This window comes from Hydrogenophaga sp. 70-12, assembly GCF_001897365.1.
GTDB classification, from domain to species: Bacteria; Pseudomonadota; Gammaproteobacteria; order Burkholderiales; family Burkholderiaceae_C; genus Hydrogenophaga; species Hydrogenophaga borbori.
Genome location: NZ_MKSS01000373.1, coordinates 1 through 19,420, shown reverse-complemented (window position 1 = coordinate 19,420; position 19,420 = coordinate 1). Strand labels below are relative to the sequence as shown.

Genomic DNA, 19,420 nt, shown 5'->3' with positions numbered 1-19,420 from the left:
TCATGAAGCGATGAGCGCGTCCAGCGCGCCCGGGGCCACGTGGGCCTGCAGGGTGTCGGCCAGGCCCTCGAACACCGTTTCCAGCGTGGGGACGCGGGCACCGAACAGGGCCTGAAGCACGCGATCGTCCTCGAACAGGCCGTGCAGGTACAGGCCCAGCACGTTGCCTTCGCGGTTTTGCCAGGCCAGGCCGGGCATGGCCTCGTGCGCCGTCTGTCCGGCGGCCTGCAGGGCCGGGTGCGGCGCGGTCTGGCCGTGGTGGATTTCGTAGCCGCGCACCGGCACGCCCGAGAGCGCGGACCAGGGCCCGTGCAGCGCGCCGAAGCGCGCCTCGGTGCGGCGCACGGTCTTGTCGCGCTCGAAGGTGGTGACCAGCGGCAGCAGGCCCAGGCCGGGCGCGTTGCCGTCGATGCCTTCGGTGTCGATGAGCGCCTCGCCCAGCACCTGCAGGCCGCCGCACACGCCCAGCACGCGGCCGCCGCGCGCGGCGTGCTCGGCCACCCAGCGGTCCAGGCCCTGCCCGCGCAGCCAGGCCAGGTCGGCCGCGGTGGCCTTGCTGCCGGGCAGCACGATCACGTCGGCCCCGGCGCCGTCGGCCGGCGAGCGCACCCATTGCAGGCGCACACCGGGCAGGTTCTTCAGCGGCTGGAACTCGTCGAGGTTGCTGATGCGCGGCCAGGCGATCACCGCGATGCGGGTGTGCACCTCGCCGGCGGCGCGCGAGCGGTCGTCGAAGACGCCGTCTTCCTCGGGCAGGCCGTGGTGCCACTGCATGGGGATCACGCCGACGGTGGGCACGCCGGTGAGCGTCTGCAGCCGCCGCGGCGCGGGATCAAGCAGGGCCTCGTCGCCTCGGAACTTGTTGAGCACGAAGCCGCGCAGGCGCGCGCGGTCGGCGCGCGGCAGCAGCGCCCAGGTGCCGTAGAGGTGGGCGAAGGCGCCGCCGCGGTCGATGTCGGTGACCAGCCAGCAGCGCGCCTCGGCCTCGCGCGCGATGCGCAGGTTCACGATGTCGTGGCGCATGAGGTTGATCTCGGCCGGCGAGCCCGCGCCCTCGATCACCACCACGTCGTTCTCGGCGCGCAGCGCGCGCAGCGACTCGGCCACCGCCGGCCAGGCCTTGGCGCCGCGCTGCGGCCAGGGCAGGCGCGTGATGGCCTCGTCGACCTGGCCCAGCAGCACGAACTGGCTGTGGGTGTCGGCCTCGGGCTTGAGCAGCACCGGGTTCATGCGCACGTCGGGCTCGGCGCGCGCGGCCAGGGCCTGGAAGTACTGCGCGCTGCCGATCTCGCCCCAGGCGCCGCCGGGCCCGGCCACCACGCGCGCGTTGTTGCTCATGTTCTGCGACTTGAACGGCGCCACCTTGAGGCCCTGGCGCGCGTAGTGGCGGCACAGGGCGGTGGCGATCCAGCTCTTGCCCGCCCCGCTGCTGGTGCCCAGCACCATCACGCAAACCGCTGTCATATCGGTACTCCCTGCTCCCGCGAGGCCTTGCGCGCGACGAACCGCCAGCGGGAGACACCGCGGAACCGGCTTGGCCGGGCCGCAGGTGTCGCCCCCTCGAGGGGGTCGCGCGAAGCGCGGCGGGGGTGATTCATTGTTGGCGGGCGCGCAGGCCCAGCTTGTCCAGCAGCGCCTGGTCGGCCGCCACGTCGGGGTTGCCGGTGGTGAGCAGCTTGTCGCCGTAGAAGATGCTGTTGGCCCCGGCCAGGAAGCACAGGGCCTGCACGGCCTCGCCCATCTGCTGGCGCCCGGCCGACAGGCGCACCCGCGCGCGCGGCATGGTGATGCGCGCCACCGCGATGGTGCGCACGAACTCCAGCGGGTCGAGGTCGGGCTGATCGGCCAGCGGCGTGCCGGCCACCTTCACCAGGTGGTTGATGGGCACCGACTCGGGGTAATCGGGCGACAGGTTGGCCAGCTGCGCGACCAGGCCGGCGCGCTGGCGGCGCGACTCGCCCAGGCCCACGATGCCGCCGCAGCAGACCTTCACGCCCGCGCCGCGCACGCGCTGCAGGGTGTCCAGGCGGTCCTGGTAGTCGCGCGTGGAGATGATGTCGCCGTAGAAGTCGGGGTCGCTGTCGAGGTTGTGGTTGTAGTAGTCCAGGCCCGCGTCGCGCAGCTGCTCGGCGTGGCCCTCGTCCAGCATGCCCAGGGTGGCGCAGGCCTCCAGGCCCTCGGCCTTGACGGCGCGCACCAGTTCGGCCACGGCCTGCACGTCGCGGTCCTTGGGTGCGCGCCAGGCCGCGCCCATGCAGAAGCGCGTGGCGCCGGCGGCCTTGGCGCGTTGCGCGGCCTCGCGCACGGCGTCCACGGCCATCAGCTTGCCGGCCTGCACGCCGGTGTCGAAGTGCACCGACTGCGGGCAGTAGCCGCAGTCTTCCGGGCAGCCACCGGTCTTGACGGACAGCAGCGTGGCCAACTCCACCTCGCGCGGGTCGTGGTGCTCGCGGTGCACGCTCTGGGCGCGGTGCATGAGGTCGGCGAAGGGCAGATCGAACAGGGCCTCGATGACCTCGACGCTCCAGCGCTCGGTGGACGGCGCGGACGGCGCCGCGCCGGGGCGCGGCATGAGGCGGATGGTCTGTTCGGTGGTGTCTTGCATGGTGGGTTTCTCTCAAACGCTCTCGGGGCGGTGGCGGGGGCCGTCACCGCGGGGAATTGTCGCCGCCGCGCCCGCGCGGCCAGGCGGCGCGCAGGGCGGCTTGATCCTCGGGTGAACGCACCCCCAGGCGCACGTGGCCCGGCAGGCCGAAGGAGGTGGCGTCGCGCAGCTTCACGCCGCGCTCGCGGCGCAGCGCGGGCAACGCGTCGGTGTCGCGCGGCGCCGGCAGTCGGGCGACGAAGTAGTTGGCCTCGCTGGGCAGCACGGTCCAGCCCAGCGATTCGCAGAGCGCGATCTGCCGGGCCTTCCAGTCGCGCAGCGTGTCCAGGCTGTCGGCCAGCCAGCACTGGGTGTCGGGCGCGGCCCAGGCCATCAGCATGGCCTCGGCGTGCGCGCCCAGCGGCCAGGACGGCGCCAGGGCCTCCAGCTCGGCCACCGCCTGGCGCGCGGCCAGCGGGGCGATGGCGTAAGCGCCGCGCACGCCCGTGAGGCCCAGGGCCTTGTTGGGCGAGACCAGGCGCCACACGCGGTCCAGCGCGGCGCCCTCCAGCGAGGGCGCGCCGCTCAGGCGCAGCGGCGCGTAGGCCTGGTCGAGCACCAGGGCCTGCTCGACCCGCAGGCCGGCCAGCCGTTCGGCCAGGCCGGCCTCGGCCTGGCCCAGCGGCGACGAGGGCTCGCAGGCCCAGAGCAGCCGCGCCCTGCCCGCTTCCGGTGTGCGCGCCAGGCCCCAGGCCTGGGCGGCGCGGGAGAGGTCGCCGTAGTGGTGCGGCGGCAGCCACACGCAGGCGCCCGCCGTTCGCGCGGCCCAGGCCGAGAAGCGCTGGATGCCCTCGCTCGCGCTGGCCAGCAGCAGCAGCCGCTCGGGGGCCACGCGGTGGAAGTCGGCCAGCGCGGCCTTCAGGCGCGTGCTGGCGGGATCGGGGTAGCGCGAGGCGTCGGCCCGCGCGATGGCCAGCAGCGCCAGGGGACAGGGCCCGAGGGCGTTGGCGTTGGTGGAGAAGTCGTGCGCGGGCGCGCCCAGCGCGTCGGGTCCACCATGCGCGGCGGGTGTTGCGAGGCTCATGCCCAGGGGCTCCATTCGAACAAGGCCCACAGCAGCGCGAGCGCCACCAGCCCGGCCAGCGCGCGGCCGGCGCGGCGCAGCGCGCGCCGGGTGTCGGCGGCCTCGGGCCCGCGCCCGTCGGCGTTGAGCGCGTACACGCCGGGCTTGCGCAGCCGCACGCCCAGGGCCAGCGCCATGGCCGCCATGGGCCAGCCGCTGTTGGGCGATGGCGTGCGGGCGGCCTCGCCCGCCAGCGCCGGCCACAGGCGCAGCGGGCTCAGCAGCAGGGCCGTGAGGCGCGCCGGCAGCCAGGACAGCGCGTCGTCCGCGCGCGCGGCCCACTTGCCGGCCCAGGTCCAGTCGCGGCCCTGGCGCTCGCCGCGGTAGCCCCACATGGCGTCGGCGGTGTTGGCGAAGCGGTAGAGCGCGGCGCCCGGCAGGCCCGCCAGCGCGAACCAGAACAGCGGCGCGACCACCGAGTCGTTCAGGTTCTCGGCCAGCGACTCGATCGCGCTTTCGCGCACCTGCGAGGCGTCGAGCGTGGTGACGTCGCGGCTCACCAGCCAGGCCAGGCGCGCGCGGCCGGCGGCCAGCGATTCGCCCAGGGCGCCCTCCACCGCCGCCACCTCGTCGCGCAGCATGCGCCACGACAGCAGGGGCTTGAGCAGCGCGCCCAGCGCCAGCGCCTGCGCCCAAGCCGCCCAGCCAGCCACCAGCCGGTTCAGCGCGAGCGTCAGGGCCAACACCCCCAGCGCGCCCAGGCACCAGGCCAGCGCGCCGCCGACGAAGGCCCGCGCCGGCCGGGGCGGCGCGCCCACCCGCGGCGCCATGCGCCGGCCCATGAAGCCGAGGTAGTGCCCCATGCCCACCACCGGGTGCCAGCGCGCGGGCGGCTCGCCCAGCGCGCGGTCCAGCGCCAGCGCCAGCAGCAGCGCCAGGGGAATGACCAGCGCGGGAAACGGGCCGAACACCACCATCACCCGGCGCCCTCCGCGCGCGCCCTCATGCCTCGCTCGCCGCCAGCGGGGCGGGCAGCCGCGCCAGCAATCCGCCGCGCAGCCGCTCGGGCCGGGCCTGGCGGGGCAGTTGACCGTCGGCGGTGGCGGCGTGCAGGGCGGCGCACTGCAGCACCTGGCGCGCGGTCTCGGCGTCGGGCGCCAGGTCGCCGAACAGGTAGCTCGCCTTGCCGGGTGCCTGCAGGGCCACGGTGCAGGCGCGCGAGCAGCCACCGAGGCAGGCCACGCCGCGCACGCGCACGCTGGCCATGGCGCTCGCGGGCCCGTCCGCCTGGGCCCAGCACACGGCGTCCAGCAGCTCTTCGCCCGCGGCGAGCCCCTCGCGCGACGCGCCGGGCGGGCGGCAGGTGGTGCAGACGATGAGTTCGGTGGTGGTGGTCATTCGGCGCGCTTCATCAGTCCTCGATGCCACGCTGCGCCGGCACGCCGGCCTGGAAGTGGTGCTTGACCAGCGCCATCTCGGTCACCGTGTCGGCCAGCTCCACCAGCTCGGCCGGCGCGCCGCGCCCGGTCAGCACCACGTGCACCGCGGCCGGGCGCTCGCGCAGGCAGGTCAGCACCGCGTCCAGCGGCACCCAGCCGTAGCGCAGCGGGTACATGATTTCGTCGAGCACCACCATGAAAAGCTCGCCCGAGCGGATGCTGGCTTCGGCCTTGGCCCAGCCCGCGCGCGCGAGCTCGGCCGAGTGCTCCAGGTCTCGGCTCTTCCAGCTGAAGCCGTCGCCCAGGCCTTCGATGGGAACGCCCAGCTGCTCGAACAGCCGGTGCTCGCCGAAGCGCGCCGACGGCACCTTCATGAACTGGTACACCTTCACCGCCTTGCCGCGCCCGTGCGCGCGCAGCGCCAGGCCGAAGGCGGCCGTGCTCTTGCCCTTGCCGTTGCCGGTGTGCACGATGACCAGGCCCCGGCGTTCGCCTTGCGGCTTGGGGGTGTCGCGGTCGACGGGGGGGGCTTCGATCTGCATCGGCTTCTCCAGGAAACAATCAACGGGGCAAGGCCACCCACTGGTCGCCCAGCGGGTGGATGGCGATGCGCTGGTCGAACACGGCTTCCAGCGCGCGGTGGGTGGCGGCGGCGTCGCAGGCGCCCTGGTGGCGCACGCGGCCGGCGGCCACGATCACCATCTGGTCGGCGTGCAGGGCCACGCCGATTTCGTGCAGCACGCTCACCACGGTCTTGCCCTGGGCCACGAGACCGCGCACGAGCTGCATCCAGTCGGCCTGGTGCGGCGGGTCCAGGTTGGCCAGGGGCTCGTCCATGAGCAGCACGTCGGCGTTCACCGCCAGCAGGCGCGCCAGCAGCACGCGCTGGCGCTCGCCGCCGGACAGCGCGCCGAGCGCGCGCTCGCGCCAGTCCCAGGCCTGGGTGGCGCGCAGGGACTGCTCCACGGCGGCGCAGTCGGCCTCGGACGGCGCGGCCAGCCAGGGCTGGTGCGGCAGGCGGCCGAGCATGGCCACGTCCCACACGCTCAGGTCCTCGGCGCCGGTTTCGCCCTGCCCCAGCCAGGCCAGGCGGCGGGCGCGTTCTCGGCCGCGCCAGCTGGCGAAAGGCCGGCCCAGCAGCTCGGCCTGGCCGCTGTGCGGCAGCAGCCCGGCCAGGGCCTTGAGCAGGGTCGATTTGCCCGCGCCGTTGGGGCCGACCACGCTGGTCCAGCGCCCGGCGGGCAGGCTCAGCTCAATGCCATGCAGGACCTCGACGCCGCCCAGCGACACGCCGATGTTTTTGGCTTGCAGCGCGGCGCTCACACCATCCGGCGCCCGGCCGCCCCAAGCCGGATCAGCCCCCTCGGGGGGCAGCGACCCGCGCAGCGGTGGAGCGAGGGGGCTCACAGCCCTCCCCCCGGCCGGCGGCGCCGGTGCATCAGCCACAGCAGGTAGCTGCCGCCCAGCACCGCGGTGAGCACGCCCACGGGCAGTTCCTGCGGCGCGATAACCCAGCGCGCGAGCACGTCGGCCGCCATCAGCAGCAGCCCGCCCATGAAGGCGCTCAACACCACCAGGCGCGCGTGCGTGGTCTTGACCAGCGAGCGCACCAGGTGCGGCGCGGCCAGGCCCACGAAGGCAATCAGGCCGGTCTGCGCCACGGCCGCGCCGGTGGCCAGGGCCAGCACGGCCACCAGCACCACGCGCACGGCGCCCAGCGGCAGGCCCAGGCTCAGGGCCGTGGCCTCGCCCAGGGCCAGGCCGTCCAGCACGCGGCCCAGCGCGGCGGACACCCCCAGCGCCAGCAGCAGCATGGCCGCCATCACGCCGCAGGCGGACCAGCCCACGAAGCCCGTGCTGCCCAGCATGAAACCCTGCATGGCCTGCAGCACGTCGGGCTCGGCGATGGTGATGAGGTCGCGCGCCGCACCCAGCACCACGCCCACGATGACGCCGGCCAGCAGCAGGCGCAGCGTCTGTTGAACGCCCTTGGCCAGCATGAGCGTGAGCGCCACGCCCAGCACCGCGCCCAGGAAGGCCGCGCCGGTGAGGCCCAGTCGCACCAGCCAGGGCGTGGCCAGGGTGGAGGCGCCGAACAGCGCGAGCGCGATGGCCACGCCCAGCGCGGCGCCCGAGGCGCTGCCCAGCAGGTAGGGGTCGGCCAGCGGGTTGCGGAACAGGCCCTGCGCCACCGCGCCCGCCAGGCCCAGCAGCGCGCCCGCGACCCAGGCGCCCAGGGTGCGCGGCAGGCGGATGTCCCACAGGATCTGCCAGGCCACCGCGTCGTGGCGCGCGTTGAGCACGCTGTCGAAGCCGGTGCTGCCCACGCCCGCGCCCAGCAGCAACAGCAACAGCGCCGCCAGCAGCAGAGCCCCCCCCAAGCCAGGGACACCGCGGAACCGGCTGTGCCGGGCCGCAGGTGTCGCCCCCCTGAGGGGGTCGCGCAAAGCGCGGCGGGGGTGGATCATTTCCCGCCTTTCTCGGCCATGCAGCGCGCCATGATGCGCGCCGCCTCGGCCATGCGCGGGCCGGGGCGCACCAGCACGTCGGATTCGTCGGCGCTGAACACGCAGACGCGGCCTTCGCGCAAGGCGCGCATGCCCTGCCAGCCGGGGCGCTGCGCCAGGCCGGCGACGTTGCGCTGGCCGATCATGATCAGGTCCGGGTTGGCGCGCACCACGTACTCGGGGTTGATGCGCGGGAACGGGCCCAGCTCGCGCCCCACGATGTTGCGCGCGCCCAGGCGGTCCATGAGCTCGCCGATGAAGGAGCCCGGCCCGGCCGCGTAGCCGCCGGTGCTGACCTCGTAGTACACGCGCAGGCCGCGCGCCGGCGGCGGCAGCGAGGACGCCGCCGCCGACACGCCGGCGTCGATGGCGCGCCAGACGCGCTCGGCGTCGGGCACCTCCAGCACCTGGCCCAGCACGCCCATCACGCGCTGCGCGCCGGCCGCGGTGCGCGGCTCCAGGGCCAGCACCTTGAGGCCGAAGGACTCCAGGCGCGGCACGCCGCGCGAGGACGTGGCCGCCAGCACCAGGTCGGGCCGCAGCGCGACGATGGCCTCGATGTTCGGGTCGATGCCGCCCCCCGTTTGCGGCAGCGCGCGCACCGAGGCCGGGTAGTTGGAGTAGCGGTCCACGCCCACCAGGCGGTGGCATTGGCCCAGCTCGCACACGGTTTCGGTGAGCGAGGGCAGCAGCGAGACGATGCGCTGCGGCGAGCGCGGCAGGCTCACGGCCACGCCGCGGTCGTCGACGACCCGGATCTCGCTGGCGTGCGCCGGGGCAGCGGCGCTGGCCAGGGCCAGCCACAGGGCCAGCAGCAAGGGCAAGGCGAGACGCTTCATCGCGGGGCTTTCAAGGTCAGCGGCAGGCCCGCCGCCATCAGGGTCACGCGTTCGCAGGCGCCGGCCACCGCCTGGTTCAGGCGACCCAATGCGTCCACGAAGGCGCGGGTCTCGCGGCCCAGAGGGATCACGCCCAGGCCGATCTCGTTGCCCACCAGCACCACGGGGCCGCGCGCGCCCGCGATGGCGTCCAGCAGGGCCTGCGTGGGCGCCTGGGGGTCGGCGGCCCCGCCCTGGGCCGGCATCAGCAGGTTGGTCAGCCACAGGGTGAGGCAGTCCACCACCACCAAGGTGTCGGGCGACGCGTGTTCACCCAGTGCCTCGGCCAGCGCCAGCGGCGCCTCCACCGTGGCCATGCCGGGCACGCGCTCGGCGCGCTCCCGCTGGTGCTGCGCGATGCGCGCGCGCATCTCCTCGTCCCAGGGCTGGCCGGTGGCGATCAGCACGGCGCCGCGGCCGGCGCCGGCGTCCAGCCACCGGCGCGCCAGCGATTCGGCGCGGCGCGACTTGCCGCTGCGCTGGCCGCCGAGGATGAATTCGCTGCGGGCGATGGTCTCAGCCATGGCGCGCGCTCCAGTCCATCACGAGACGGTGCAGCCGCTCCACGCCGTCGGTGAGCGCGGCCGGGCCGGGCTGCAGGATGTCGGCCGACTTGATCTCGTGCAGTTCGCCGTCGCGCACGGCGGGCACGGCCTGCCAGCCGGGCCGAGCGGCCACGCGCTCGGGCCGGAACTTCTTGCCGCACCAGGAGCCGACGACCATGTCGGGCGCGCGATCGACGATGCGCTGGGGCTCGCCGATGATGCGGTCCTTGCCCAGCGGCATGAGGGCCAGTTCGGGAAAACAGTCGTCGCCGCCGGCGATGCCGACCAGCTCCGACACCCAGCGGATGCCGCTGATGCAGGGCTCGTCCCACTCCTCGAAGTACACGCGCGGTCGGCTCGGCAGGGCGCGCCCCGCCTCGGCGATGGCCGCCAGCCGCGCCCGGGTGCGCGCAATCCAGGCCAGGCCCTGCTCGGCCTGGCCCACCACCGCGGCCACCTGGTAGAGCATGTCGAAGATCTGCGCCACGCTGCGCTGGTTGAAGACGGTGACCTGCACACCCGCGCGGATCAGCGCCGAGGCGATGTCGGCCTGCAGGTCGGAAAAGCCGAACACGCAGTCGGGCTCCAGCGCCAGGATCTTGTCGATCTTGGCGTTCAGGAAGGCGCTGACCTTGGGCTTTTCCTCGCGCGCGCGGCGCGGGCGCACGGTGTAGCCCGAGATGCCCACGATGCGCGCCTCCTGCCCCAGCAGGTAGAGCCATTCGGTGGTTTCTTCGGTGAGGCAGACGATGCGCTGCGGGCCGAGCGTGGCGGTGGTCACAGGAACACCTCCGCGCGGCTCGCAGCGCTGCGAGCCCCTTCGGGCGGTCGGGCGGTGTTCATGCAGAAGCCTCCGGCAGGAACAGCGAGGCGGTGGCCGCCGGGCTGGAAGGGAACCAGGCGTGGAAGTAGCTCGCGCGCAGGCCACCGGCCTGGTACAGGGCCTCGCCCGCGCCGCCGCGCTGGGGCACCGTGCGGCCGATCGGCGTGAGCGGCGATTCGGTGCGCGAGTGGTGGAAGGTGTGGCCGCGCAGCGCGCCGGCCGGCAGGTCCAGCCGCTGCGGCCCGAGCGCGACCAGGCGCGGCTGCATCGCGGCCTGTCCGGGCAGCAGGCCCCACATCGCATGGGCGCCGCCCTCGTGCGTGCGCAGTTCGTCCATGAGCAACAGCATGCCACCGCACTCCGCCCACACCGGCCGGCCCGCTTGCAGGTGCGCGGCCAGGCCGGCGCGGCAGCGCTGGCTCGCGGCCAGTTCGGCCGCGTGCAGTTCGGGGTAGCCGCCGGGCAGCCAGACGGCGTCGCAGGGCGGCAAGGGCTCGTCGGCCAGCGGCGAGAAGAAGGCCAGCTCGGCGCCCAGCCCGCGCAGCGTGTCCAGGTTGGCCGGGTAGATGAAGCAGAAGGCCGCGTCGCGCGCGACGGCGACGGTGCGGCCGGCCAGCGGGCGGCCCGGGTCGGGGCGCGGCGCGGGGGCCTCGAAGGAGACGGTCCAGCGCGCCAGCGCGGCGCGGTCCATGCCGCCCAGGGGCGTGGCCGCCAGCGCGTCGGCGGCGGCGTCGAGCCGGGCCAGGGCGTCGGGCAGTTCGGACGCGACGGTCAGGCCCAGGTGGCGCTCGGGCAGCGAGAAGGCGGCGTCGCGGTTCACCGCGCCCAGCCAGCTGTCGCGGTCCTCGCCCAGGGCGTCCTGCAGCAGCTGGGCATGGCGCTCGCCCGCCACGCGGTTGGCCAGCACGCCGGCCCAGGGCAGGCCGGCGCGAAAGTGGCGCAGGCCGAAGGCCAGGGCGCCGAAGGTGCCGGCCATGGCCGAGGCGTCGATCACCGCCAACACCGGCAGGCCGAAGCGCCGCGCGAGCTCGGCCGCGCTGGGCTCGCCGTCGAACAGGCCCATCACGCCCTCGACCACGATCAGGTCGGCCTGCCCCGCCGCCTCGTGCAGGCGGGCGCGGGCGTCGTCCTCGCCGGTCATCCAGAGGTCCAGGTTGTGCACCGGGTGGCCGCTGGCCAGCGCGAGCCAGTGCGGGTCCAGGAAATCGGGCCCGCACTTGAAGGCGCGCACGCGCCGCCCGGCGCGCGCGTGCAGCCGCGCCACGGCCGCGGCCACGGTGGTCTTGCCCTGGCCCGAGGCCGGGGCCGCCACGAGGATGGCCGCTGCCTGGTGCCTCATCGCTGGGGCGCCCACTGCAGGGTGAGGTAGGCCGCGCGGCCCGGCTGGTTGTAGCCGTTGGCGGTCTGGTAGTCCTTGTCGCCCACGTTGTTCAGGCGCAGGGCGAGCGACCAGTCTTTGTTGATGGCGTAGCGCGTGTACAGGTCCAGCGTGCCGAAGCCGGGCAGGCGGATGGTGTTGGCGGCGTTCTCGAACCGCTCCCCCACCAACTGCAGCGAGGCGCCCCAACGCCAGGCGCCGAAGCGGTGGTCCAGGCCGGCGCTGAGGGTCTCGTCGGCGCGGCGCTGCAGCTTCTGGCGCGTGCGGACGTTGCGGGCGTCGAGCAGCTCCAGCTGCGTGAACCACGACCAGGCCCCGGCCTCGCCGGTGTAGCCCAGCGACCAGCCCTGCATGCGCGCCTGCGGCACGTTGGCCACCGCTGGCTGCAGGGTGATGAAGCCGCGCACGCGGTTGTCGAAGCGGGTCAGCTTCACCTCGTGCAGGCCCTGGGTGTAGGTCAGGCCGATCTCGCTGTTCTTGCCGCGCTCGGGCTGCGTGGTCGGGTTGCCGGTGAAGAACGGCGACACGTAGTACAGCGTGTTGAACGACGGCATCTTGAACGAGGTGCCGTAGGCGATGTGCGGGCGCCAGTTCGGCGTGAGCTGGTAGCCGTAGCTGGCGAAGCCGGTGGTGGCGCCGCCGAACTGCGAGTTCTGATCGCGCCGCAGGTTGGCCTGCCACAGGTGCTGGCCGACGCCGCCGGTCAGGCCCAGGAAGACGGCGTCGGTGGTGCGCGAGTTCACCGCGTAGGCCTGCGTGCCCGACACCGCTTCCTTGATCGACTCCGCGCCCACGAGCAGCGTGCCGAGGCGGGTGCTCCAGTCGTGCTGCAGCGTGATCTGGGTCTGCGAGGTGTCGAACACCGAGGGCGCGCCGGGGGCGCCGAAGCTGTCGGTGTCGTCGTCGCTGCGCGAGACGTTCAGGCGCGTGCGCGAGTCGGTGGACCATTGGCGCTCCAGGCCCCAGCCGAGCACGCGCGTCGTCGCCTTGGAACGGGCATCGAAGGTCCCTGGCCCCTGATCGAAGCGGCTGACGCCGTCGGCCTGGGTGAAGTTCAGGTCGGTGGACCAGCCTTCGCCGAGGCGCCAGCGCAGCGAGCCCGAGACGCTGTCCTGCTTTACGCCATCGCGGTCGGGGTTGTAGTTGGCGCCGATGCGCGGGTTGGTGGAGGAGAAGCCGTCTTCGCTCAGGGAACTCAGGCCCAGGCTGTAGGTGAAGCTGTCGGTGCCGCCGCGCAGGCCGGCGGCCAGCTCGCGGTGCCCTTCGCTGCCGACGGTGATCCGGGCGTCGGGGTGGAAGCCCTTGACGCCGCCCTTGGTGAAGATCTGCACCACGCCGCCCACGGCGTCGCTGCCGTAGAGCGCCGAGGCCGGGCCTTTGAGCACCTCGATGCGGTCGATCAGGCCGAGCGGGATGTTGTCCCAGTTGGGCGTGCCGGACGTGGACGAGCCGTAGCGCACACCGTCGACCAGCAGCAGCACATGGCGCGTTTCGGTGCCGCGCACGAACAGGCCGGTCTGCTTGCCGCGGCCGCCGTTGGCGCTCATCTGCAGGCCGGCCTGGCGCACCAGCACCTCGGACAGCGTGCGGCCGGCGGCCTGCTCGAGGGCCTGGGCGTCGATGACGACAACGTCGCTGAGCAGCTCATCGCTGCGGGTCTCGACCCTCGTGGCGGTGACCACGGTTTCCTTGAGGGTGGCGTCGGGAGCGGTCTGGGCGTGGGACGCGGACACGCCGAAGGCGGCCAGCAGGGCCAGCGGGAGCGCGGCCTGGGGCGCGCGCGGGGCGGGGATTTTCATGGTGAACAAGCGGTGGCACGCCCTCACCGCCTTCCCCGACGGTGCATGGGCATCACGGCGGCACGCCCAAAGACGCACCGCCACCTCGCTGGCCGGTATCCGGGCTGGCAGACCAACCACCCTCGCCTTCCCAGCCGGCGCGCGGGGCGCCGGCCAGTGGCGGTGTGAGGGTGGCAGAGCATCCGGCGGCTTGGGGCCGCCGGCCATCTCGTCTGCTTACCGTTGCGGGGGCAGCGCAGGTTAGGTTCGCCGCCGCTGGCAGCGCGCCCTCCTGCTTCCCGTTTAACCGCGGCGCGTGAACCACGCCGCGAGCACCAACGCCCGTGATTCTAAGCAAAGCCTTTGGTGACGCCTACAATGCCCCACGCCCTTCGCCACGCAAAGACCATGGCCGCGCCCTCGCCCATCGACCAGATCACCGACAAGGTGGAGCGGCTGTTGCTGCGCCACGAGGAGCTGCAACGCACCAATGCCTTGCTCGTCGAGCAGGTGCATGCGCTGCAGGCCGAGCGCGACTCGCTCAAGTCGCGCCTGATGGCGGCGCGCGCGCGCATCGACGCGCTGCTGGAGCGGCTGCCCGGCGCCAGCGCCGAAGAACGCAAGGAGCGCACATGAACCGGCCCGGCTTCAAGCAGATCGAGGTGCAGATCATGGGACAGAGCTACCTGCTGTCCTGCCCCGACGGTGGCGAGACCGCGCTGCTCGACGCCGTGGAGCGCGTGGACACCGCCATGTGCCGCATCCGCGACGCGGGCAAGGTCAAGGCGCGCGACCGCATCGCCGTGCTGGCCTCGCTGAACCTGGCGTTCGAGCTGTCGCAACTGGAGCGCAAGGAGGCCGAGCGCGAGGCCGAGCAGCAGCAGTTCCAGGCCTCGTCCTTCGCGCAGGCCGAAGGCAGCGCCTTCGCCGAGGCCGGTGGCAGCTTCGAGCAGGACGCCATCGATCCGCAGACGCTCTCGCGCGTCGAAGACCTCATGCGCCGGCTCGATCAGACGCTCGACAAGGACGGCCGGCTGCTCTGACGAACGCCGCGTGAATCCGCCGCCGCCCATCAGCGCGCGCGGCCACACCGACCGATGGTCCGCAGGGCTTTCCCGGTGCTTCTAGAATCAACCCTGTCTGCAGTGTGTGCCGGGTTCTCATGTCCTTGAACCAATGCTCATTGAGCCCGGGCTTGGTACATTGCGCGGCTGGTGCGAGCGTCTCGCGTCAGACGAACCCGACGCCGCGCTGCCCTTGCCCACCTGAACCCCGGTTCAGGCCAACGACCCGGCGCTCACTTGCAGACACCTTTTCATGCCACTTGAACCCCTGTTGATCGCCGAGCTCGCGCTGCTCGGCGTGGGGACCGGATTCCTCGCGGGCCTGCTCGGCATCGGCGGCGGAATGCTGATGGTCCCGTTCATCACCCTCATCCTCAACGGCCGCGGCGTCGCGCCCGACCTGGCCGTCAAGATGGCCATCGCCACCTCGATGGCGACCATCATCTTCACCAGCATCTCCAGCGTGCGCGCGCACCACAAGCGCGGCGCCGTGCGCTGGGACATCGTGAAGCGGCTGGCACCGGGCATCGTGCTGGGCGCGGCGCTGGCCAGCCTGGGCGTGTTCGCGCTGCTCAAGGGCTCGTGGCTGGCGCTGTTCTTCTCGCTCTTCGTGGGCTTTTCGGCCACACAGATGCTGCTCGACCGCAAGCCCCAGCCGACGCGCACCATGCCGGGCACGGCCGGCCAGCTGGGTGCGGGCGGGGTCATCGGCTTTCTGTCCGGCCTGGTGGGCGCGGGCGGTGGCTTCGTCTCGGTGCCCTTCATGACCTGGTGCAACGTGCCCATCCACAACGCGGTGGCCACGAGCGCCGCGCTGGGCTTTCCGATCGCCTTGGCCAACGCACTGGGCTACGTGGTCTCGGGCCAGGGCGTGAGCGGGCTGCCGGCCGGTTCGGTGGGCTACATCTACGCGCCGGCGCTGGTGGTCATCGCCAGTGCCAGCGTGCTGATGGCACCGCTGGGCGTGCGGGCGGCGCACGCGCTGCCCATCGCCACGCTGCGGCGGGTGTTCGCGGGCATCCTGTACGCGCTCGCGGCGTACATGCTCTGGAAGGGCCTGGCCGCTTAAAGCGCGGTCGCGGCCACCACGATCCCGTCCTCGTCCGCGTAGAGCCAGTCCCCCGGGCGCACCCACACGCCCTGCACCCGCACGGCGACGTCGCGCTGCCCCTCGCCCCGACGCTGCGTCGGCAGCGGCACCGGCGCCAGCGCGCAGATGCCCACCTCGCTGCCGGCCAGCTCGGCCACGTCGCGCACGCAGCCGTCGATCACCACCCCCGCCCAGCCATTGCGCGCCGCCGCCGCGCCGAGGTTGCCGCCCAGCAGCGCACGGCGCAGCGAGCCGCCGCCGTCCACCACCAGCACCCGTCCCTCGCCCGCGCTTTCCACCGCCGCCTTCACCAGCGAGTTGTCCTCGAAGCACTGCACCGTGCTCACCGGCCCGTGGAAGCGGCGGCGCGCGCCGAAGTGCCGCCACACCGGCGGCAGCACCCGAAAGGCGCCGCTGTCGTCCGACTTGTGGGCGTCGCAAAGATCGCAGGTGGCGGGGGAAGGCGTGTTCATGGCGGGCTCCGCACAGAGGGGTTTCGACTCGCGCGCATTGTCGAGACAAACCCACCGGGCGCGCGCCTGGGCGCCCCACTGGAACGCCCCACGGGCCGCACACCCCCGAGGAGTGTTGTTTTCCGCGCCAAAAAGCGCGGTTTCCCCCTGGACACCCCTCGCAAAACCGCGTCTTCCTCCTTGGAAGCCGCGTGCAACTCCATTAGCATCATGTCGCTTGTGTGAGAGCGCGTTTTCCGCAAGCGAACACATCAACTTCTAGAAGGACATCCACCATGGCAACTGCGAAGAAAGCCGCCGCGAAGAAGGCCCCGGCGAAGAAGGCCGCTCCGGCCAAGAAAGCCGCTCCGGCGAAGAAGGCCGCCCCGGCCAAGAAAGCCGCTCCGGCGAAGAAGGCCGCCCCGGCCAAGAAGGCCGCTCCGGCGAAGAAAGCCGCCCCGGCCAAAAAGGCCCCGGCGAAGAAGGCCCCCGCCAAGAAGCGCACCCCCAACGCCGCCTTCATGAAGGCCCTGACCCCCAGCGCCGCCCTGGCCGCCATCGTGGGCGCCAACCCGCTGCCGCGCACCGAAGTGACCAAGAAGGTCTGGGACTACATCAAGAAGAACAAGCTCCAGGACTCGGTCAACAAGCGCATGATCAACGCCGACGCCAAGCTGAAGGAGATCTTCAAGAAGGCCCAGGCGTCCATGTTCGAGATGACCAAACTGGTCAACGATCACCTCAAGTGATCCCCCAACCGCCCGTGACACGGCGGTGAACCCGACAAAGCCGACGTCCCGTCGGCTTTGTCGTTTCTGCTCGTTCATCGGGCATTGGCTCCATCGCACGAATTCGATTGTGCGAAACTGAATTGTTTGTCACATCCGCTTGCATGGTCCCCTCGCCCGCGCCCTCCTCCCCCGAGCCTGCCTCGCCACCCCATGGCCAGGCCGTCGAGCTGCCGCCGGTGCAACACAAGACCGTGCTCGTCATCGACCTGGTGGAATCGGTGCGGCTGATGGCGCACAACGAGGAGCAGGTGGTGCGGCTGTGGCGCGGCTTCGTGCACCACGCCACCACCGAGGTGTTACCCCCGCACGGTGGCCGCCTGGTCAAGAGCCTGGGCGACGGCCTGCTGGCGGAGTTCGAGCACCCGGCCCAGGCGGTGCGCGCCGCGATGGCGCTGCACCGCCATTTCGACAGCGCCAACCAGAACCTGCCGGCGGCCCAGCAGTTGCACCTGCGCGCCGGACTCAACGCCACCCAGCTCTACATCGACGACAACGACATCTACGGCCAGGGCGTGAACCTGGCGGCGCGTGTGGCCGACCTGGCCGCACCAGGCGAGACCGTGGTCACCGCCAGCGTGTACGACGCCATCGTGGTCGGCATCGACGCCGACGTGCAGGACCGCGGCGAGAGCTACCTCAAGCACTGGCCCGAGCCGGTGCGCACCTGGACGGTGACGCCCGTTGCCGCCCAGGGCGCGGTGCCGCGCATGCCCGCGCCCGAGGCCGCCACCAGCGACTTCCGTCCCAGCATCGCGGTGGTGCCCTTCGAGACGCGCAGCCACGTCGCCGAACAGTTCGTCATCGGTGACCTGCTGGCCGACGGCGTGATCACCCAGCTCTCGCGCAGCCCCGACCTGCGGGTGATCTCGCGCCTGTCCACCAGCGCCTTCCGCGGCCGCCAGGCCACGGCGGCCGAGGTCGGCCAGCGACTGGAGGCCGCGTACACGCTCAGCGGCAGCTACGTGAGCTACGGCGACAAGGTGGTGATCAACGCCGAGCTCTGCGACAACCGCCGCGGCGAGGTGGTCTGGGCCGATCGCCTGGCCGGCGAGGTGATGGACCTGCTGCAGACCGAGAGCCAACTGATCCACCAGCTGAGTGAGGCCTGCTCCGAGGCCTTGCTGCACCACATGGTGCAGCGCACCCTGGTGCTGCCGGTGCCGCAGCTCGACAGCAACGCGCTGATGCTGGGCGGCATCACGCTGATGCACCGCTCCACGCCGCGCGACCTGCAGCGCAGCCAGCAGTTGCTGGAGGCCGTGGTGGACCGCCACAAGCGCGTCGCCACGCCCTGGGCCTGGCTGTCCAAGTGGCACATCATGCAGGTGGTGCAGGGCCTGACGGCGGAGCCCGCCCATGCCTTTCGCGAGGCGGTCAGCGTGGCCGACCGCGCACTCGATCTGGAACCGCACAGCTCGCTGGCCATGGCCATCAAGGGCCACGCGCTGTGTCACCTGGGCGAAAACATAGGCGAATCCCAGCGATTGCTCTTCTCCGCCACAGACGCCAATCCCAACGACCCCATGGCCTGGCTGTACCGGTGCGTCTGGTCAACGATGTGGGGCAATACGGCGGATGCCATTCCCGAGGCCTCCCGGGCATTGGAGTTGTCTCCACTGGACCCACAGCGCTACTACTTCGAAATGATGCTGGCCGCCAGCCACCTGGGCGCGGGAGAGCTGGAGAAGTCCATCCAGCATGGCGAACGCTCGCTGAAGAAGAACAGATACCACCTGCCGACCATTCGTACGCTGATGACCGCGCACTACGAATTGGGCCAGATCGAGCGGGCGCGCGAGATGTTCGGGCTGGTCAAACAGCTTCAGCCGTCGCTCACGCTGGCCACGTATCTGCAGACGGGAACTGTGAGCCCGACTCGTCAGCGCACGGCAAAAGTTTTGTCAGCCTTAGGCCTCAATTAACCAGCAGGAAGGAGAGAAGCAATGAGTGGAGGATTCAGCGGAGGATTCAGCGGCGGCTTTAGCGGCGGGTTCAGCGGCGGGTTCAGCGGCGGCTTCGGGGGCAACGCCCCAGGCGCCCTGGCGTCCGCCGACGCCCTCACCCTCTCGCGCGCCGCCATCGTCGGCCCCTACGAAGGCCCGGTGCTGCGCATCAAATGGCCGGCGTTCAACGACCCGGCCAACCTCAAGCGCTGGGACAACGGCCCACGCGTGCAAGCCATCGGCTCGGAGCTCATGGAGGGCTTGAGCTTCGATACGAATGCGCGCCAGTACCGCGCCGAACTGACATACGCCCGCCAGGGCCGCCCGCAGCCGCTGGTGACGCTCAAAGGGCCGGACGAAGCCCTGCTGAAGAAGCAGCTCTCGCTCGTCGCCGCCTACGCCGACCTGCGCAGCGACCGCTCGCTGGAGATCACCGAGCAGATGGGCTATCCCATCCCGTTCTGGGGCTCGGTCGTGGGCCTCACCGCGCACCGGCACAAGTACACGCTGCAGTTGCTGGAGGTCGGTTTGAACCTCACGTCCAGCGTCATCCAGCGCTTCAAGTTCATGTTCTCCACCACCCGCCCGGTGGAGTTCTCGCCGCAGATCCAACCCATGATCCCCACCCCGGGGCACGGCGCCTGGCCCAGCGGACACGCCACCGAGGCCTTCCTGGCCGCGAACCTGCTGCAGGCCCTGCTGGACGCCGGCATGCCCGCCACCGCCCGCCACCCCGGCAATGGCCAGGAAAGCCGCGAGCAGCTGCAGCGCCTGGCCGCGCGCATCGCCGTCAACCGCACCGTGGCCGGCGTGCACTACCCGGTGGACAGCGCCGCCGGCCGCCTGCTGGGCACCGCGCTGGCCGAGTTCATCGTGGCGCGCGCCACCAGCGGCAAGGTGCACGCGCGCGGCTTCAACTCCGCGCTGTTCCACGAGCCCGACGGCGCGCCCAAGGACTTCAGCCTGAACGACCCCATGGACCACGCCAGCGGCTACCCCTACACCCGCGACCCGCGCGCCCGCGCCGTGGGCGAGGCGCCGCTGCTGGCCTGGCTGTGGCAGGAAGCCGTGAAGGAATGGCCATG

20 protein-coding genes and 1 riboswitch are annotated in these 19,420 nt (G+C 72.5%); of the genes, 6 read left to right on the top strand and 14 right to left on the bottom strand.

The genetic code is table 11. The features are described 5' to 3' along the window. The 13 genes from BGO22_RS18920 to BGO22_RS18860 form a co-directional block, all read right to left on the bottom strand. A complete protein-coding gene (locus BGO22_RS18920) occupies positions 1-1,464 on the bottom strand; it encodes a cobyric acid synthase (RefSeq protein ID WP_070397825.1) in 1,464 nt (487 codons plus the stop codon). A 130-nt stretch (positions 1,465-1,594) separates the two neighbouring features. Continuing rightward, a complete protein-coding gene (gene bioB, locus BGO22_RS18915) occupies positions 1,595-2,605 on the bottom strand; it encodes a biotin synthase BioB (protein WP_083292887.1) in 1,011 nt (336 codons plus the stop codon). A 43-nt stretch (positions 2,606-2,648) separates the two neighbouring features. After that, entirely contained in the window at positions 2,649-3,668 is a 1,020-nt protein-coding gene (locus BGO22_RS18910) for an aminotransferase class I/II-fold pyridoxal phosphate-dependent enzyme (protein ID WP_139146940.1), read from the bottom strand. Further along, a complete protein-coding gene (gene cbiB / locus BGO22_RS18905) occupies positions 3,665-4,624 on the bottom strand; it encodes an adenosylcobinamide-phosphate synthase CbiB (RefSeq protein ID WP_070397827.1) in 960 nt (319 codons plus the stop codon). Before cbiB ends, BGO22_RS18910 begins: the two co-directional genes overlap by 4 nt. Positions 4,625-4,649: 25 nt before the next feature. Next, complete coding sequence (locus BGO22_RS18900) at positions 4,650-5,045, bottom strand: DUF1636 family protein (RefSeq protein WP_070397828.1); 396 nt, start codon at positions 5,043-5,045, stop codon at positions 4,650-4,652. Between the two features lie 13 nt (positions 5,046-5,058). Then, positions 5,059-5,628 carry a cob(I)yrinic acid a,c-diamide adenosyltransferase gene (cobO, locus tag BGO22_RS18895; protein WP_070397829.1) on the bottom strand — a complete coding sequence of 190 codons (570 nt, stop codon included), beginning with the start codon at positions 5,626-5,628 and terminating at the stop codon, positions 5,059-5,061. 19 nt (positions 5,629-5,647) lie between these two features. After that, the gene (locus BGO22_RS18890) at positions 5,648-6,409 is read right to left on the bottom strand and encodes an ABC transporter ATP-binding protein (protein WP_070397830.1); all 762 of its coding nucleotides are present in this window, start codon (positions 6,407-6,409) and stop codon (positions 5,648-5,650) included. Between the two features lie 80 nt (positions 6,410-6,489). Then, the gene (locus tag BGO22_RS18885) at positions 6,490-7,554 is read right to left on the bottom strand and encodes an iron ABC transporter permease (protein ID WP_083292889.1); all 1,065 of its coding nucleotides are present in this window, start codon (positions 7,552-7,554) and stop codon (positions 6,490-6,492) included. Further along, complete coding sequence (locus BGO22_RS18880; protein ID WP_070397832.1) at positions 7,551-8,432, bottom strand: ABC transporter substrate-binding protein; 882 nt, start codon at positions 8,430-8,432, stop codon at positions 7,551-7,553. The genes BGO22_RS18885 and BGO22_RS18880 overlap by 4 nt, the downstream gene beginning before the upstream one ends. Further along, the gene (gene cobU / locus BGO22_RS18875; protein ID WP_070397833.1) at positions 8,429-8,995 is read right to left on the bottom strand and encodes a bifunctional adenosylcobinamide kinase/adenosylcobinamide-phosphate guanylyltransferase; all 567 of its coding nucleotides are present in this window, start codon (positions 8,993-8,995) and stop codon (positions 8,429-8,431) included. The genes BGO22_RS18880 and cobU overlap by 4 nt, the downstream gene beginning before the upstream one ends. Continuing rightward, positions 8,988-9,797: an ABC transporter substrate-binding protein gene (locus tag BGO22_RS18870; RefSeq protein ID WP_070397834.1), complete on the bottom strand. Its 810-nt coding sequence runs from the start codon at positions 9,795-9,797 to the stop codon at positions 8,988-8,990. Before BGO22_RS18870 ends, cobU begins: the two co-directional genes overlap by 8 nt. Before the next feature lie 58 nt (positions 9,798-9,855). Beyond that, on the bottom strand, positions 9,856-11,178 hold the full coding sequence (locus BGO22_RS18865) for a cobyrinic acid a,c-diamide synthase CobB (protein ID WP_070397835.1): 1,323 nt from the start codon (positions 11,176-11,178) through the stop codon (positions 9,856-9,858). Next, positions 11,175-13,016 carry a TonB-dependent receptor domain-containing protein gene (locus BGO22_RS18860; RefSeq protein ID WP_139146941.1) on the bottom strand — a complete coding sequence of 614 codons (1,842 nt, stop codon included), beginning with the start codon at positions 13,014-13,016 and terminating at the stop codon, positions 11,175-11,177. The genes BGO22_RS18865 and BGO22_RS18860 overlap by 4 nt, the downstream gene beginning before the upstream one ends. 74 nt (positions 13,017-13,090) lie before the next feature. Then, a riboswitch (cobalamin riboswitch) is annotated at positions 13,091-13,350 on the bottom strand. A gap of 53 nt (positions 13,351-13,403) precedes the next feature. Between BGO22_RS18860 and BGO22_RS18855 the strand changes: the two genes are divergently transcribed. The 3 genes from BGO22_RS18855 to BGO22_RS18845 all read left to right on the top strand — a co-directional run bounded on the left by BGO22_RS18855 (position 13,404) and on the right by BGO22_RS18845 (position 15,128). Continuing rightward, positions 13,404-13,631 (top strand): DUF904 domain-containing protein, encoded by a 228-nt coding sequence (locus tag BGO22_RS18855; protein ID WP_070397836.1) that lies wholly within the window; start codon positions 13,404-13,406, stop codon positions 13,629-13,631. Next, complete coding sequence (locus BGO22_RS18850) at positions 13,628-14,038, top strand: cell division protein ZapA (RefSeq protein WP_070397837.1); 411 nt, start codon at positions 13,628-13,630, stop codon at positions 14,036-14,038. Before BGO22_RS18855 ends, BGO22_RS18850 begins: the two co-directional genes overlap by 4 nt. A 274-nt stretch (positions 14,039-14,312) precedes the next feature. Further along, on the top strand, positions 14,313-15,128 hold the full coding sequence (locus BGO22_RS18845; RefSeq protein ID WP_070397838.1) for a sulfite exporter TauE/SafE family protein: 816 nt from the start codon (positions 14,313-14,315) through the stop codon (positions 15,126-15,128). On the opposite strand, the gene rraA is transcribed toward BGO22_RS18845, so the two are convergent. After that, a complete protein-coding gene (gene rraA, locus BGO22_RS18840; RefSeq protein WP_070397839.1) occupies positions 15,125-15,622 on the bottom strand; it encodes a ribonuclease E activity regulator RraA in 498 nt (165 codons plus the stop codon). The genes BGO22_RS18845 and rraA overlap by 4 nt on opposite strands. Positions 15,623-15,897: 275 nt before the next feature. Between rraA and BGO22_RS18835 the strand changes: the two genes are divergently transcribed. The 3 genes from BGO22_RS18835 to BGO22_RS18825 form a co-directional block, all read left to right on the top strand. Further along, a complete protein-coding gene (locus BGO22_RS18835) occupies positions 15,898-16,350 on the top strand; it encodes an SWIB/MDM2 domain-containing protein (RefSeq protein WP_070397840.1) in 453 nt (150 codons plus the stop codon). A gap of 218 nt (positions 16,351-16,568) precedes the next feature. Beyond that, a complete protein-coding gene (locus BGO22_RS18830) occupies positions 16,569-18,314 on the top strand; it encodes an adenylate/guanylate cyclase domain-containing protein (protein WP_286852217.1) in 1,746 nt (581 codons plus the stop codon). 21 nt (positions 18,315-18,335) lie between these two features. Continuing rightward, the coding region (locus BGO22_RS18825) for a phosphatase PAP2 family protein (RefSeq protein ID WP_070397842.1) at positions 18,336-19,420 on the top strand (1,085 nt) is incomplete at its 3' end.

Excerpts from the sequence above, each read along its gene's own strand:
- BGO22_RS18855 (WP_070397836.1), top strand. The coding sequence starts at position 13,404 with ATGGCCGCGCCCTCGCCCATCGACCAGATCACCGACAAGGTGGAGCGG.
- BGO22_RS18910 (WP_139146940.1), bottom strand. The coding sequence starts at position 3,668 with ATGAGCCTCGCAACACCCGCCGCGCATGGTGGACCCGACGCGCTGGGC.
- BGO22_RS18865 (WP_070397835.1), bottom strand. The coding sequence starts at position 11,178 with ATGAGGCACCAGGCAGCGGCCATCCTCGTGGCGGCCCCGGCCTCGGGC.
- bioB (WP_083292887.1), bottom strand. The coding sequence starts at position 2,605 with ATGCAAGACACCACCGAACAGACCATCCGCCTCATGCCGCGCCCCGGC.
- BGO22_RS18850 (WP_070397837.1), top strand. The coding sequence starts at position 13,628 with ATGAACCGGCCCGGCTTCAAGCAGATCGAGGTGCAGATCATGGGACAG.
- cobU (WP_070397833.1), bottom strand. The coding sequence starts at position 8,995 with ATGGCTGAGACCATCGCCCGCAGCGAATTCATCCTCGGCGGCCAGCGC.
- cbiB (WP_070397827.1), bottom strand. The coding sequence starts at position 4,624 with ATGGTGGTGTTCGGCCCGTTTCCCGCGCTGGTCATTCCCCTGGCGCTG.
- BGO22_RS18860 (WP_139146941.1), bottom strand. The coding sequence starts at position 13,016 with ATGAAAATCCCCGCCCCGCGCGCGCCCCAGGCCGCGCTCCCGCTGGCC.
- BGO22_RS18835 (WP_070397840.1), top strand. The coding sequence starts at position 15,898 with ATGGCAACTGCGAAGAAAGCCGCCGCGAAGAAGGCCCCGGCGAAGAAG.
- BGO22_RS18880 (WP_070397832.1), bottom strand. The coding sequence starts at position 8,432 with ATGAAGCGTCTCGCCTTGCCCTTGCTGCTGGCCCTGTGGCTGGCCCTG.
- rraA (WP_070397839.1), bottom strand. The coding sequence starts at position 15,622 with ATGAACACGCCTTCCCCCGCCACCTGCGATCTTTGCGACGCCCACAAG.
- BGO22_RS18885 (WP_083292889.1), bottom strand. The coding sequence starts at position 7,554 with ATGATCCACCCCCGCCGCGCTTTGCGCGACCCCCTCAGGGGGGCGACA.
- BGO22_RS18900 (WP_070397828.1), bottom strand. The coding sequence starts at position 5,045 with ATGACCACCACCACCGAACTCATCGTCTGCACCACCTGCCGCCCGCCC.
- BGO22_RS18845 (WP_070397838.1), top strand. The coding sequence starts at position 14,313 with ATGCCACTTGAACCCCTGTTGATCGCCGAGCTCGCGCTGCTCGGCGTG.
- BGO22_RS18920 (WP_070397825.1), bottom strand. The coding sequence starts at position 1,464 with ATGACAGCGGTTTGCGTGATGGTGCTGGGCACCAGCAGCGGGGCGGGC.
- cobO (WP_070397829.1), bottom strand. The coding sequence starts at position 5,628 with ATGCAGATCGAAGCCCCCCCCGTCGACCGCGACACCCCCAAGCCGCAA.